Origin of the sequence: Gordonia lacunae, from assembly GCF_002149015.1 — a bacterium.
Classification (GTDB): Bacteria; Actinomycetota; Actinomycetes; order Mycobacteriales; family Mycobacteriaceae; genus Gordonia; species Gordonia lacunae.
Map to the genome: position 1 here is coordinate 80,747 of NZ_NGFO01000003.1, position 13,362 is coordinate 94,108.

General features: G+C 64.6%; 11 protein-coding genes. 7 read left to right on the plus strand and 4 right to left on the minus strand.

The genetic code is table 11. The features are described 5' to 3' along the window. Window positions 1-18 precede the first annotated feature (18 nt). The 6 genes from CA982_RS03535 (at window position 19) to CA982_RS03560 (ending at window position 6,850) form a co-directional block, all read left to right on the plus strand. Window positions 19-1,350: a cytochrome P450 gene (locus tag CA982_RS03535; protein WP_086533973.1), complete on the plus strand. Its 1,332-nt coding sequence runs from the start codon at window positions 19-21 to the stop codon at window positions 1,348-1,350. Next, window positions 1,347-2,588: an NAD(P)/FAD-dependent oxidoreductase gene (locus CA982_RS03540; RefSeq protein ID WP_086533974.1), complete on the plus strand. Its 1,242-nt coding sequence runs from the start codon at window positions 1,347-1,349 to the stop codon at window positions 2,586-2,588. Before CA982_RS03535 ends, CA982_RS03540 begins: the two co-directional genes overlap by 4 nt. A gap of 32 nt (window positions 2,589-2,620) precedes the next feature. Then, window positions 2,621-3,730, plus strand: coding sequence for an NAD(P)-dependent alcohol dehydrogenase (locus CA982_RS03545; protein WP_086533975.1), 1,110 nt, complete (start codon window positions 2,621-2,623; stop codon window positions 3,728-3,730). 308 nt (window positions 3,731-4,038) lie between these two features. Then, the gene (locus tag CA982_RS03550) at window positions 4,039-4,806 is read left to right on the plus strand and encodes a FadR/GntR family transcriptional regulator (RefSeq protein ID WP_086534139.1); all 768 of its coding nucleotides are present in this window, start codon (window positions 4,039-4,041) and stop codon (window positions 4,804-4,806) included. A 376-nt stretch (window positions 4,807-5,182) separates the two neighbouring features. Next, complete coding sequence (locus CA982_RS03555; RefSeq protein ID WP_208617875.1) at window positions 5,183-6,220, plus strand: LuxR C-terminal-related transcriptional regulator; 1,038 nt, start codon at window positions 5,183-5,185, stop codon at window positions 6,218-6,220. Between the two features lie 12 nt (window positions 6,221-6,232). Beyond that, window positions 6,233-6,850 carry a histidine phosphatase family protein gene (locus CA982_RS03560; RefSeq protein ID WP_086533977.1) on the plus strand — a complete coding sequence of 206 codons (618 nt, stop codon included), beginning with the start codon at window positions 6,233-6,235 and terminating at the stop codon, window positions 6,848-6,850. A gap of 57 nt (window positions 6,851-6,907) precedes the next feature. On the opposite strand, the gene CA982_RS03565 is transcribed toward CA982_RS03560, so the two are convergent. After that, window positions 6,908-8,632: a PEP-utilizing enzyme gene (locus CA982_RS03565; protein WP_158097791.1), complete on the minus strand. Its 1,725-nt coding sequence runs from the start codon at window positions 8,630-8,632 to the stop codon at window positions 6,908-6,910. A 143-nt stretch (window positions 8,633-8,775) separates the two neighbouring features. Here CA982_RS03565 and CA982_RS03570 point away from each other — a divergent pair, with 143 nt between their 5' ends. Beyond that, window positions 8,776-9,741, plus strand: coding sequence for a DUF7065 domain-containing protein (locus CA982_RS03570; RefSeq protein WP_086533979.1), 966 nt, complete (start codon window positions 8,776-8,778; stop codon window positions 9,739-9,741). A gap of 116 nt (window positions 9,742-9,857) precedes the next feature. Here CA982_RS03570 and CA982_RS03575 read toward each other — a convergent pair whose 3' ends face one another. From CA982_RS03575 to CA982_RS03585, 3 genes are all read right to left on the minus strand, one after another. After that, window positions 9,858-10,751 carry a DUF7064 domain-containing protein gene (locus CA982_RS03575; protein WP_143412520.1) on the minus strand — a complete coding sequence of 298 codons (894 nt, stop codon included), beginning with the start codon at window positions 10,749-10,751 and terminating at the stop codon, window positions 9,858-9,860. 43 nt (window positions 10,752-10,794) lie between these two features. Continuing rightward, window positions 10,795-11,733 carry a DUF7064 domain-containing protein gene (locus CA982_RS03580; RefSeq protein ID WP_086533981.1) on the minus strand — a complete coding sequence of 313 codons (939 nt, stop codon included), beginning with the start codon at window positions 11,731-11,733 and terminating at the stop codon, window positions 10,795-10,797. 64 nt (window positions 11,734-11,797) lie between these two features. Continuing rightward, complete coding sequence (locus tag CA982_RS03585; protein ID WP_086533982.1) at window positions 11,798-13,111, minus strand: hypothetical protein; 1,314 nt, start codon at window positions 13,109-13,111, stop codon at window positions 11,798-11,800. Window positions 13,112-13,362: the final 251 nt, after the last annotated feature.

The window sequence follows — 13,362 nt, forward strand, 5'->3', positions numbered from 1 at the left end:
CAACCCCGAAGGAGACCCATGACCTCCACCACGCAACCGTCGCCGACCGTGACCATCCCGGACCACATCGCGCAGCAGATCGTCCTCCCCGAAGGCCACCGTGACGACGCCCGACTGTTCGAGGCGTACCGGTGGTTGCGCGACAACAATCCGCTCGGTGTCGCCGAGGTCGAGGGGTACGACCCGGTCTACCTGGTGAGCAAGCACGCCGACATCATGGAGATCGAACGCCAGCCGCACATCTTCTCCAGTGCAGGCGGCGAGGACAAGGGCAGGTTCAATCCGATTCTCGCGAACAGAGCCGGCGACGAGTTCACGAAGTCCATCAACAACGGAAGCCTGCGCATCCTGGAGACCCTGACCTACCTCGATCCTCCGGAGCACACCGTGGTCAAGGACATCGCCGCCGACTGGTTCCGACCTGCGAACCTGAAGCAGTGGGAGGACACCATTCGCGGCTTGGCTGCCGAGTCGGTCGATCGGCTCCTCGCCGGCGACGGAAAGATAGACTTCGTCAAGGATTTCGCGCTCCAGTACCCACTGCACGTGATCATGAGCCTGTTCGGGGTACCCGAGTCCGACGAACCCCGGATGATGACACTCACCCAGGAGTTCTTCGGCACGGCGGATCCCGATGCGGCTCGCGATGACGTCGAACCGCTGACCCCTGATGCGGCGGCCAAACAGTGGGTTGCGACGATCCAGGACTTCTACGCCTACTTCGACGCTCTCCTGATGGATCGCCGCAACAATCCCACCGACGATCTCGCGTCGATCATCGCCATCGCGAAAACCCCCGACGGTGAGTACTTTCCGAAAGAAGTGGCCTACGGGTACTTCATCGCCATCGCCACCGCGGGACACGACACGACGTCATCGACGATGGCCGGCGCGATCCATGCTCTCGCCCAGCGCCCGGAATTGCTGTCGCGGATCAAGTCCGACCTCTCGTTGGTGCCCAACCTCGTCAACGAGGCGCTGCGGTGGGCATCCCCGGTGAAGCACTTCATGCGAACCGCGCTCGAGGCCTACGAGTTGCGGGGGCGAGCGATCCAGCCCGGAGACCGCTTCATGCTCCTGTACCAGTCGGGCAACCGCGATGCCGAGGTCTTCGACGAGCCCGACGTGTTCGACATCGACCGCCGGCCGAACAAGCACATCGCCTTCGGCTACGGGCCCCACATGTGCATCGGGCAGCACCTGGCCAAGATCGAACTCCGCATCATGTTCGAGACACTGCTCCCCCGCCTGGAAGCCGTCCACCTCACCGGTGACACGAAGTTCATCCAGACGAACTTCGTCGGCGGCCTGAAGAACATGCCGGTCGAACTCGAGTTCGCCGGCCGATGAGCCCGGTTTCCGGTGCAGTCGTCATCGTGGGGGCCGGTCACGGCGGTGCCACGCTCGCCGCGCTGCTCCGCCAGTCCGGTTTCGACGAACCCGTGGTGATGATCGGGTCAGAGCCCCACCTCCCCTATCACCGGCCGCCGCTGTCGAAGAAGTTCGGTGATCCGGGCTTCCAGCAGCCCATTCGACCGCCGGAGTTCTACGCCGACAACGACATCGTGGTCCGTACGGGGGTATCGGTGACCGCATTCGACCGGCCCTCACGGACGGTGCAGATATCGACAGGTGAGCGGATCGGATACGCCCATCTCGTGCTCGCCACCGGATCGTCACCGCGACGGTTGGCAGTCCGCGGTTCCGACGCCGCGGGCGTGCTCACCCTGCGCACGATCGAGGACGCCGCCGCGCTGGGCCGATCTCTCGAGGCCCAGGGAGCTCTCGCCATCATCGGCGGCGGTTACGTGGGCATGGAGGTCGCAGCAGTCGCACGGTCGCACGATGTGCCGGTCACCGTCGTCGAGCGCGAGAACCGCATCCTGGCGAGAGTGGCGAGTTCCGAACTCTCGCAACGGTTGACCGACTATCACCGTGCACGCGGGACCGACATCCGGGTCGGCGCGATCGTGACCGGGGTCGGTGAGCAGGGCGGCCGGGCGACCGGTGTCGAACTGGCGGACGGTTCGACGATCTCCGCCGACACGGTTCTGGCGGGGATAGGGGCGGTCCCCGACGACGGTATCGCCCACGCCGCCGGCCTGGCCTGCGACGGCGGCGTACTCGTCGACTCGTGCGGACGGACAAGCGACCCATCGGTGTTCGCGATCGGTGACGTCGCCCGTCGGCCGATCGACGACACCGGCGCCCTGTTTCGGCTCGAGTCGATTCCGAACGTGACCGAACAGGCCAAGCAGGTCGTGGCCGCGCTGACCGGGCGGCCGCAACCGGAGCCCGAGGTCCCCTGGTTCTGGTCGGATCAGTTCGACATCAAACTGAAAATCGCGGGCCTGGTCCGGCCCGGCGCGCGGATCGTGCATCGACCCGGCAAGAAGGAGGGCTCCTTCGCGCTCTACCACCTCGGGGCCGATGAGACGGTCCACGCAGTGGAGACAGCCAACGCTCCATCCGACTTCATCGCCGCGAAGAAGTTCATCTCGCAACGCATCCCGTTGTCGCCCAACGCCTTGGGCGACCCGTCGGTGTCGCTACACGAGGTCGCCGGAGCGACCCCGGTCGGTTCCTGACACCCGCATCACCACATCACAGGAGAGAGATCATGAAAACACAAGCGGCACTGCTCACCGAACAAGGCAGCGACTTCAGTGTCGAGGAGATCGAGATCGAGGGACCGCGCGCAGGCGAGGTACTGGTCCAGGTCGAGGCGGTCGGCATCTGCCATACCGACCTGGCCGCGCGGGACGGGGTCCTCCCGATCGAGTTCCCCGGCGTCGTCGGTCACGAGGGAGCGGGAGTCGTACTCGAAATCGGCGCCGGTGTCACGAAAGTGACGGTCGGCGACAAGGTCGGGGTCACCTTCAACAGCTGCGGCGAATGTGTCACCTGCACGACGGGACGACAGTCGTACTGCGAGCGCTTCAATGAGATGAACTACGGCGGCGTGCGCTCGGACGGCAGCAAGCCGCTCAGCAAGGACGGCGCGCCCGTCGGGGGTCTGTTCTTCGGTCAGTCATCCTTCGCCCGGGTCGCACTGGCCAACGAACGAAACGTGGTGAAGGTCGACGCCGACATCCCCTTCGCGTTGCTCGCGCCGCTGGGGTGCGGCGTGCAGACAGGTTTCGGCGCGGTGACCCGGTCGCTGGGGGCCGAGAAGGGCTCGGCCATCGTGGTCACCGGAGGAGGGTCGGTGGGCTTGGCCGCGGTCCTCGGCGCTGCCGTCGCCGAGTGCGCCACCGTCATCGTCGTGGAGCCCAACCAGAAACGTCGGGATCTCGCGCTCGAGCTCGGCGCCACGCATGCCGTCGACCCGGCCGCCGGCGATGTCGCCGGGCAGATCCGCGGCATCGTCGCGCGAGGTGTGGACTACGCCGTCGACACCACCGGTATCCCTGGTGTGATCCAAACACTCATCGGCGCCATGGCCGTACGGGGCACGATAGGCCTCATCGGGGTTCCCTCGGACCCGGCGGCGGGTGTCGACCTGAGCATCATCGCCGCGTTGACCCTCGGCCTGACGGTCACTGGCATCATCGAAGGTGACAGTGTGCCGGACGAGTTCATCCCGGAGCTCGTCGGCCTGTACCGCGACGGTCGGCTGCCCCTGGACAAGTTGGTCACCACTTTTCCGTTCGCCGACATCAATCGAGCCGTGACCGCACAGCACGACGGCGATGTGGTCAAACCAGTTCTGGTCTTCGACCAGCTCTGAGCGTGTTCTGAGCCAGTCCTGGTCCCGCGGTGTCCTCAGTCCGCGGGACCAGGTGTTCGGCCCTCGTGTGCGCGTGATTCCGTGTGCCCGATCCTCGTCGTCAACCCGACTCACCGGGTCTGCGTACCTCGAAAGAGGTAACTCGATGAGCACGAGCCGACCGCATCCGGCACGGACCTACGGTGGGTCACAACTGTACGAAGGAGACCCCATGAACCGATCGTGGCCGCGCGGGAGGGATGCGGCGCAGTCATGCCCGAAAGGCCGTCCTCGCGGTGAACACCAGCCCGTCCTGGCGCACTGAACCGATGGCCCATCGAGCGGCGCCAGACATCGGCGGTGTCGAAATCCCACGGCCCGCCGACGCATACGCCGACCTCATCCGGGACAAGATCGTGAAGGGGGAGTTGGCGATCGGGACACAACTGCCCCCCGAACGCGTCCTGGTCGAGGAGAGCGGCCTCACCCGATCCATCATTCGCGAGGCGCTCGCACGTCTACAGCGCCAAGGTCTCATCGTCACCAGGCCAGGTCGCGGGGGCGGGTCGGTCGTGTCCCGACCGACTCCCTCCGCCTTCATGAGTTCAGTGGATCTACAACTGCAGGGCTGGGCCCCGGGGACCCAGATGCTGTACGAGTCCCGTCAGGTCATCGAGCCGTGGTGCGCCTACTTCGCAGCCGAGCGAAGAACTCACAGCGACCTGAAACGTCTGCAGGCGATCAATGACGAGGCAGCGGCGAGCACATCCGACCTCCCCGCATTCATCGATTGCAAGATCCGTTGGCATACTACGATCGCAACGGCGAGCCGCAATGATCTGCTGTCTACGTTCATGGAAGCGGTGTCGCGCGCGATCCTTCGGCAGACCGACGTGGCGGCGCACCGGGATCCTGTTGCGCTGCAGCGGTCACTGAGTGAGCATCGCGCTGTCACCCAAGCGATCGAAGCGCGCGACTCTGCGTCGGCCTACCGGCTCATGACCCACCACTCCGCGGCGGCGCCGCAGGCAGGGGAGGACTCCGACACCCCTTCCGCGCTCGACCACTGCTCGTCGGCGCCCCGGCGTCCTGCTTGATGAGGGGTCCGCGGTTGTCGGCCGCCTGATCCAGGTCGGGTGAGTTACCACCGCCCCGGATCAGGCACCGCGACAAACACGTTCGACTGCCTTCAGAGGGACTGTCCGGCTCTTCACCCTCTTGCGATTTTGGTCACACCATTCTATGGTCGATATTTAAAGTGATCCAGAGCACCTCATGTCGGCCACCATCCGCACCGCCGGCATCCGCAGAAGCCTTCAGTCGATCGGAAACGTCATGTTGCATCTTGCCGAAACCGCTTCTGAAGCGAGCACATTCGCCTGGCCTATCCATTCGGCTTCGATACGTCCGCTGTACGGTTCCGAGCGCCTCACCGACGACGTGGTCGTTCAAGCTCTCGATACATTGCGAATGGTGCGCTCACGAGTCGCCGGCCACGTGAGCCCCGCTCGGGTGGACGCCTGGCTGAGCTCGCAGCACCTCAGCGACGTCACCGGAGTCGAACGCTTCGTCGCGAGGTCATGGCTCGAGACCACCAGCGTGTTGAACTCGGCGCACGACCTCTCCCCCGCGGAGGTCACCGATCTCGTCACAGTTCTCAACAGACTCCGCGACCTGGAGGCCGCGACCATCTCCCACCGCCGGTCCAGTGCAGCGTCGCTTCATCAACGAAGTGTCAACGCGTTGTTCGCAGTCTCCTGCGCCTCCTCGCGACCGGCCCTCATACGTTCGATTCCCGAACAAGCGGCCACTCTCGGGTTCGACCGAGTGCTGTTCTCGACGGTCGCATCGGGCAGCTGGCGTCCGCGATCGGCATTCAACCGCGATGATTCGGATTGGGCCTCCCGATACCTCACCGAGCGAGCTGCCGCCTACCGGATTCCCTCCGCGGCCGCGAAACGCCACACCGTGCGGGTGGACGCCGCCACCATGCTCGAGCACCAGCAACGCGAGTTCGGGTACGCATTGTGGAAGCGATCCAAGTCCAAGAACTTCTGGATGATCCCGCTCATCCACAGCCATCGGGTCGTCGGGATGATTCATGCGGATTGCCACCTGTCCGACAGGCTTCCGACGCAGACTGAGATCGCTGCCCTGCAGGACTTCTGTCGGCAGGTAGCACCCCTCGTGGCTCAGATGACGATCGAGGGGACGACCGTGACCTCATTCCCGCGCGGGCTCGCGGAGCGTGAGTCGACGTCGGACTCCCAGCGACTTCATGTCGTCGACCCCGGCGGGCCCAGCTCGCGAAGCACCCTGTCGCTGAGGGAGATCGAGGTCGTCACCTTGATGGCAGAGGGTTTGACCAACCTGCAGATCGGACGCCGACTGACCATCACCGAGGGTACCGTCAAGTCTCATGTCAAGCGAATCCTGAAGAAGACCGGTTCCGCCAATCGTGCAGAGGCAGTGGCCTATTGGCTGAAATCCCCGCCGGGCAGACAGGCATGAGAAGCTGACACCATGACTGTTGAGTTGCTGATGATCAGGCACGCACGACCGCACCGGGTCACACACGATCCCGTCGGGGCAGACCCCGGTTTGACCGACGAGGGAGTCGTGCAGGCGCACACCCTCGCCGACCGTCTCGCCGGCGAGCCGTACGGTGAGATCACCCGCATCGTCAGCAGCTCGATGCGCCGCGCACGCGAGACAGCGGAACCACTGGCCACCGCGCTCGGTGTGACGCTCGAGATCGAGGATCGCATCGTCGAAGTCGATTCCGGGTGGAAGAACTACGGCACTGCCATCGCCTCCTATCCCAGTCGACGAGCCGGGTGGGCGGATCTGAACTCCGGGTCGTTCGGCGGGAACACTTTCGATATCAGCGCTTTCCGCGCGCGCGTGCTTGCCGGCTTCGACCACATCATCAAGACATCGACCCCCGGATCAACTGTCGCGGTGGTCTGCCACGGAGGCGTGATCAGCACCTATCTCTCGCACGTGCTGGGCACGGCGAAGTCGTTCTTCGTCGATGTCGCGTACACGTCGGTGTCGCGAATCATCGCCGAAGCAGATTGCTACCGCGAGCTCGTATCCGTGAACGAGACCAGCCACCTCGAGCGCTCGCACAGTTCGTGATCCCGAAAGACCCTTGTGCACCGCACCTCCGAAGAGATGCGGTGCACGACGAGCCGCTCAGACGATGGTCACCTTGCCGCTACTGCCGTCGACCGTGATGATGGTGCCGTCTGTGATTCTGGTGGTGCAATCCTGCACCGACACAGCAGCGGGGATACCGAGTTCGCGCGCGACGATGGCCGCGTGCGAGATAGCCGCGCCGGTTTGACACACCACCGCCCCGGCGGACAGAAACAACGGGCCCCACGACGAGTCCGTGGTCATCGCGACCAGGACGTCACCCGGCTCGATGTCGACGTCGTCGATCAGCGATCGCACCACGCGTGCCGGGCCGGTGTGGACGCCGGGCGCCACTCCCAGACCGCCGAGGATCTCGCCACTGGTGACCGCGTTGACGATGGTCTCGTCGCGATCGGCGAAATCGTCGATCGCCGGCGGCTGCCCCTCCAAGATGAAGGGCGGCCACTTCCGTTCGAGCACTTCGAGAGTGGCCTTGCGCTCGGCAACGGTCGTGGCGAATGGGGCCGCATCCGCCACGAATGCATCGACCTCCTCGTCCATGAGTAGCAGGATGTCCTCCCAGCGGGCCAGGTTTCCGCGCTCGACGTGCCGTCCGCCGAGTTCTCGCATGGTCATCCGCGCCTCTTCGCACAGCCGGGTGCACTGCACCTTTGTCGCCTCGCGCGCCGGCAAGAAGATGGTCGCGGCCTGCGCTGCCGCCAGGAATTGTGCCTTCGTCTCGGCGTCCAGCTTGGCGGCTATCGCTTCGACCGCTGCTTCACGATCGGCTTCGGCGTGCGCCGTGCGGGCCGACGGTGAGCCCGCGTCCGGCACCCGACGCGCGTGGTCGAGCATGCGAAGCGGGATAGCGGGGTGCGACCGGTAGGTCGGCGACCTGCCCTCCCACACGCTCGGTCCCAGGAACCCCCAGGCCTCCAGGAAGTCGCGCCAGCCTGAGATGAAGGTGCCCGCTTCCGGGCTTTCGAGACCGGCGATCCGCTCGAGGACTCCCTCGACACCCGCATCGAACTCCGTCGACAGCTCCGGAGAATTGCGGACAACCCGGGACAGACGCCACAGGTCGAACGATTGCTGGGCCGAATCAACCTCTCCCAGACCGGAAGTCGTCTTCGCCACAAGCTGCCCCTCGCCGACCGCGTCACCGACCTGGGCGAGCAGGCCCGTGATGATGTTGCTCGCGTACAGATGGACGATGTGAGTCGCGAACACCGGACGCATCTCCGGGACGAGGGCTCGGTAGCGCTCGATCAGCTCCTTGTCGCTCAAAGCGGACAGATCCGGCCGCTCGGCGATCACCTGGTCGATCCGGACGCGGTGTTCGGCGACCTCTGGTACCCCGGTGGCGCCGAACAGCGACTCCATCCATGCGACCATCCTCTCGGTGCAACGCTCGTTCTCGTCGTCGGGGTGCGGAGCGTATGGCCGGACGTCGGGGTGTTCGCCGAACAACGACCGATCGATCGCTTCCGCGGTCATACCTGGTGTCCGTACCGCAAGTACGCGAGAGATCGAGACGTTGATGTACACGTAGCCGCCGAAGCAGCCGACTACCTCGCACTCGCCCTCCGGACGAAAATCGTCCGGGCTGAACACCCCGATCTGGTACAGACCGTCTCGGTAACCCGCGTCGTAGACCCCGCGCCCGAAAGTGCTCCAGGTGAGCGGCGTGGCGGCATCGCTGAACACCTCTCCGGTGTTGGCGCGCGTAAAGATCGGAAATCGCTCGCTCGGCTTGTCATCACAAGGCCAGGTGATGGTCATGTGCGCTCCTCTGTCAATCGATGGTGACTGGAGCGTAGGGACGAGCCACGTTTCCGAGACCGACCGACGTCCGGAATACCCCATAAGAGGTAACGCGCCTCGGACCGGTGTCGGACAAGGCATTCGACGAACACACTGGGGACATGATCACCCCTGAGGATGCGCAGTTCCACCCGCCAAACGACGATCGCATGTGGACGGAGACCAACTACTTCGGTTTCGAGGTCCCCGAGGTCCCGCTGCATGTCGGCCTGTATGCGTTGTTCCGCCCGAATCTCGGAGTCGTCAACTCCGTCATCTTCGTCAACTCTCGTCGGGTCACCTCCGCCTGGGAGATCGACTACTGGGACAGCCGCGCCTACCTTCCGCTTCCCGAGTCGGGGAGCCTACTCGACTATCGGCTCGAGAACGGCCTGTCGGTCACCTGCCTCGAACCGAACAAGGTGTGGGATCTGTCCTATGACAACGATGAATCACTGACGATCAACGTCCGGTTCGAAGCGCTGATGAACGGTTTCGACATCCACGATCCCGGCATGGATCCGCGCGCGAAGACCTCGGTCGACGACCTCTCCGGCAGCGCCGCCTACGCCGGCCACTTCGACATGACCGGTAAGATCACCGGTGAAATGACGCTGAACGGTGTGACACACCAGGTCGATTCGATGTCGACGATGGACCACAGCTGGGGTGTGCGCACCGAGAAGCAGCTCGGCACCATGACCTGGTTACAGGCGCATTTCGACCACGATCTCGCGGTCCACTCGATGTTCGCCTTCGATCCGACCATCGGTCCCGACGCCGAGGTGGTCGCCGACATCACCCACGGTTACATCATGAACAAGGGCCGGGGCATCGGACTCAAAGACGGCAAGGCCACCATCCAGCGTCGCGGAATGTACGCGGAGACAATCGATCTACACCTCGTCGACGCAGACGACCGCGTGTGGGAACTCTCCGGCGAGGCACAGACGCAGTTTCCCTGTCAGTTCTGGCCCGGCTCCATGGCGTTCATGGTGTTGCCGAAGTGGACCATGGGAGACAAGACGGCGTACGGCACCAGCACCGACTTTCTCGACTTCTACCACTTCACCAAGCTCTACAACTGAGCACCGGGACACCACGACACCGAACTGTCCCGCCTGGGAAACAGGACGGGGCAGTTCGCTGTTCGAGTCCGATCCGGTCGTCATGGCACGCCGCGACAGACAGCCGCGGCGCGCACTCACAACGAGACCGACACCGAGCCCGTCTTCGCCGTCGTGCGGGTCATGTACGCGGGATCCCACGACATGTCGACATACGCCACCGCGTCATCCCCGTCGATGCGAGCGGCCATCGCGGTGTCGCGGAGGGTGAAGTTCGCGCTCACGTCCCACACGAAATGTGGTCCACCGTCGGCAAAATCTACTCTCGCCACTCGTCCTTCCTCGTCCGTCCAGGTCGCCTGCATGCGCGTGTGCAGCAGCTCCGAGTCCAGGTCGTACCGCAACTCGAGATCGCGCACGGGCACGCACCGGCCGGCGCGGTAGAGGTAGCCACGCAGGTATCGCTGACCGTAGGCGAGTAATTCGACCGCGTGCACCGCCGTCGATCGGTTCAGCGCATTCACCCACTTCATGTGATGCATTGCCTCCCAGTCCCGTTCACCCCACGAGTGGTCTCGCTGGCACATCTCGTCGAACTCGAGCACCCGACCGTCGACGCGCAGGACTCCGCGCGCGATGCCAGTCTGTTCCAGTCGGTCGTCGGCGAAGAAGCCCGGGCAACCGTCGATGTGCTCGCCGTATCGGAATGGCGCATGGAGACCCTCGAACTCGACCGACATCGACACCCGGTCACCCGCGAACTGCACAGTCGATGACATTCCGCTGTCGGCAAGCGACAGGGACAGAGGTCCGACACGATAGTCGTCGAAACCGGCCGAGTCCGGCACCGCGATCCCGTCGACCTTCTCGAAGATCTGCTCGCCGAGCACATCCCCGAACACGCTCAGGGCAGCGCCTGCTTCACCCCTGGAGTTGACCCAGGTGTAGACGAAGGCGGTCACCCCATCGGCGACGCGCGGAATCACCCAGACGATCGACTCCCGGTGCCGCGGCCTCGCTGGATCCAGCACGTGGCGACCCTCGGTGAACGCCCGACCCCCTCCCGCCACGCCGTCAGCCGGCATGGACCGCTCGACCCTGATCGATTCCCGCGCGGTCTTCACGCGCCAGGAGATGGTCCAGATAGGCGCGCGGCCAAGTGTATTCGACGTAGGCCCGCACCTCGTGGCCGGCGAGACGGCCGGTGAACATCGTGTCGGAGAAGTTGAAGGTCGGGCTCACGTCCCACCGAGCGAGCGTGTGCCGGGTGTCGAGGTCGAGGGCCGTGCTCCGCCCCGCCTCGTCGACGATCTCGGCCCGGACCACATCCTGCACGAACGCGTCGCCGTAGTCGGTCGTTATCGAGGCCCGCGCCACCGGCGACTGGAGACCGTCGACGAACAGGTAACCGTTGACGTCCACCTCGCCCTCGGCCATCGTCCACATGAGGTTGGCGGAACAGTCCTCGCCGGACGCCGCGATCCACTTGTAGTGATGGATCGCGTCCCAATCCCGGGTTCCCCATGAATGATCCCGGTGGCCGGGCCCGTCGAACGCATACGTTTCGCCGCCCCAGCGCAACTCGCCGGCGATCCGTCCCGTCTGTTCGTATCGGTTCTGCGCGAGATAGCCGGGTGTGCCCCCGGCGTTGGACCCGTAGTCGAACGCCGGGTGGATCCCCTCGAAGGTGAACTCGACCGCCAGATCGGTTGATTCGAACCGAGCCTGCGCGGTCCGGAGCGGTTCACCGACCCGGAGCACCGCTCCGTCGAGGTTCCAGTCGTCGAAGTCCTGCGAACCGACCGTCAGCCCGTCGCGGTGGTCGAAGAAGATCGGATCAGGGCCCGCGCCGTGCAGCACAAAGGCGCGTCCGCCGACCCCGGCTTCGTTCACCCAGGTGTACCAGTGGCCCATCAGTCCGTGCTCGGGGAGTATCAGACAGTACGCGACACTCTCACGGGCGAACTGTCCGTCGATGTCGTGGCGGAGATGGTCCGCAGCTGTCAAAGGCATGGTGCCTCCGTTCGTTGGTTGGTTCGTCGTCGGTCGATGCGACGGGCCGTGCTCGTGGCGCTGTTCACCAGGTGGCGCTGTGCCCGACGGGAATGAAAGCCTCACCCATGACGAAAGCGGGCGGCAGGAGATCCTGAGCCTGTCCATCGGTCAGCGGGAAGTAGGCCTGTGCGGTCAGCGGATCGAGCTCGTCGAACTGCTCTTCGTTCACGAACGAATCCCACAATCCGACAGGTCGGGCGAACGGCGCCAACATTTCCCGGGTGTACACCAGGACCCCGGCCATGATCCGGTCGCGTCGGCTCATGCCCGCGATACGTCGGTACAGGCGAGCAACGCCCCGGCGTGACCGGTCGGCGATCTCCCGTTGCTCCTCGGCGTCGATCCGCGTGAGTTCGGTGCTGTCCCAACGGTCCTTGCGATACACCGAGAAGTGCGTCAACGATTGCCAGTAGTCGGCATGATCGACCGTGAAGGTCGTGCCGATGTCATTGATGTTGAACTCGGGGGCAGTCGAGTCGAAGATCATCGCCTGGGTCACGCAATACGGAAGGTCGCCCGCTGCGTCGTCGATCCAAGGATAGAGAGGCTCGCGGAGGAAGTGGTCGCGGACGAGCATCACGCTTCCGTCAGGTAGTTCGTAGGGCCCGCTGGTGTTCGTCGCCGACCGGGTGTCGAACATCAGCAGAAATCCGAACACCTCGGTGGCCGCGTTGAACTTTCGACAGAAGTCGCGGGCTTCGACATCACCGACCTCCTGTCGTTCGTCGACGAACCGGTCGATCCACTCTTGGTCGAGGATGCGAGGCTTATAGTCCCGCCCGGAGATGAACCCGCGCCCGGAACCATAGACCCCGTGCTGGATACGTCGCTGGAACTGGATGGCCGAATTGAGTTCGTGGAGCCGTTCATGTGGTTTGGCGAGGCCCAGAGAGATCAGCAGACCGCGCCCCATCAAGGTGCAGATGTTCACCCACGCGCGCGTGTTGTTCAGTTTGTCGGCCGGCCGCGACGAATGCGACCGGGCCAGTTCCACCAGCCCATCAGCGCCGCCGGCGGCCTCGGTGATGAGATCGTAGAGGTGCGGGAACTTGAGCCATTGCTGGACGAAGGCCACCGTCTCGTACTCCTGACGGGGGATCAGCCCCGACTCCCCTTCGGTCGAACGGCGCGCGAGCAGATCCCATAGATTCCAGCCCGAGTACGCCAGGTAGTCGTCGATCTCGGCGACCGTCAATCGGTTCGGCTTCACGTTCGCATCCGTCGTGTCGACGATGTCCGACATCAGGGTGGCAAGGATGCTCCTGTCCCCGTCACCGCCCAGTGGGTGGACCCCACGGTACTTCTGGAGCATCAGCTCGAAATCGATGTCCGCCATGTCGCTCTCCAATCCGTATGCATCGGGGCCCGAACGGTCCGCCTGCGTTTCTGATGCCGATGAAACACCGGTGGCGGAGCCTCGGCCGGGAACGCGTTGTCACGCAATGGAGAGATTTACATCCACCCGGCCCACCACTGGAGTGACGAACCCCGGGAAGACCGCAAATCTGTGATGCGAGGCACACCTGAAAGTGGGTTTCTCCACTCTGGGTTCCGGCCGGGCGTTGCGGCATCGGGCGCATCCGCGCA

What these genes read in the sequence shown, in the direction of transcription:
- CA982_RS03580 (WP_086533981.1), bottom strand. Translation starts at nt 11,733, where the DNA reads ATGCCTTTGACAGCTGCGGACCATCTCCGCCACGACATCGACGGACAG.
- CA982_RS03550 (WP_086534139.1), top strand. Translation starts at nt 4,039, where the DNA reads ATGGCCCATCGAGCGGCGCCAGACATCGGCGGTGTCGAAATCCCACGG.
- CA982_RS03585 (WP_086533982.1), bottom strand. Translation starts at nt 13,111, where the DNA reads ATGGCGGACATCGATTTCGAGCTGATGCTCCAGAAGTACCGTGGGGTC.
- CA982_RS03570 (WP_086533979.1), top strand. Translation starts at nt 8,776, where the DNA reads ATGATCACCCCTGAGGATGCGCAGTTCCACCCGCCAAACGACGATCGC.
- CA982_RS03540 (WP_086533974.1), top strand. Translation starts at nt 1,347, where the DNA reads ATGAGCCCGGTTTCCGGTGCAGTCGTCATCGTGGGGGCCGGTCACGGC.
- CA982_RS03535 (WP_086533973.1), top strand. Translation starts at nt 19, where the DNA reads ATGACCTCCACCACGCAACCGTCGCCGACCGTGACCATCCCGGACCAC.
- CA982_RS03565 (WP_158097791.1), bottom strand. Translation starts at nt 8,632, where the DNA reads ATGACCATCACCTGGCCTTGTGATGACAAGCCGAGCGAGCGATTTCCG.
- CA982_RS03560 (WP_086533977.1), top strand. Translation starts at nt 6,233, where the DNA reads ATGACTGTTGAGTTGCTGATGATCAGGCACGCACGACCGCACCGGGTC.
- CA982_RS03545 (WP_086533975.1), top strand. Translation starts at nt 2,621, where the DNA reads ATGAAAACACAAGCGGCACTGCTCACCGAACAAGGCAGCGACTTCAGT.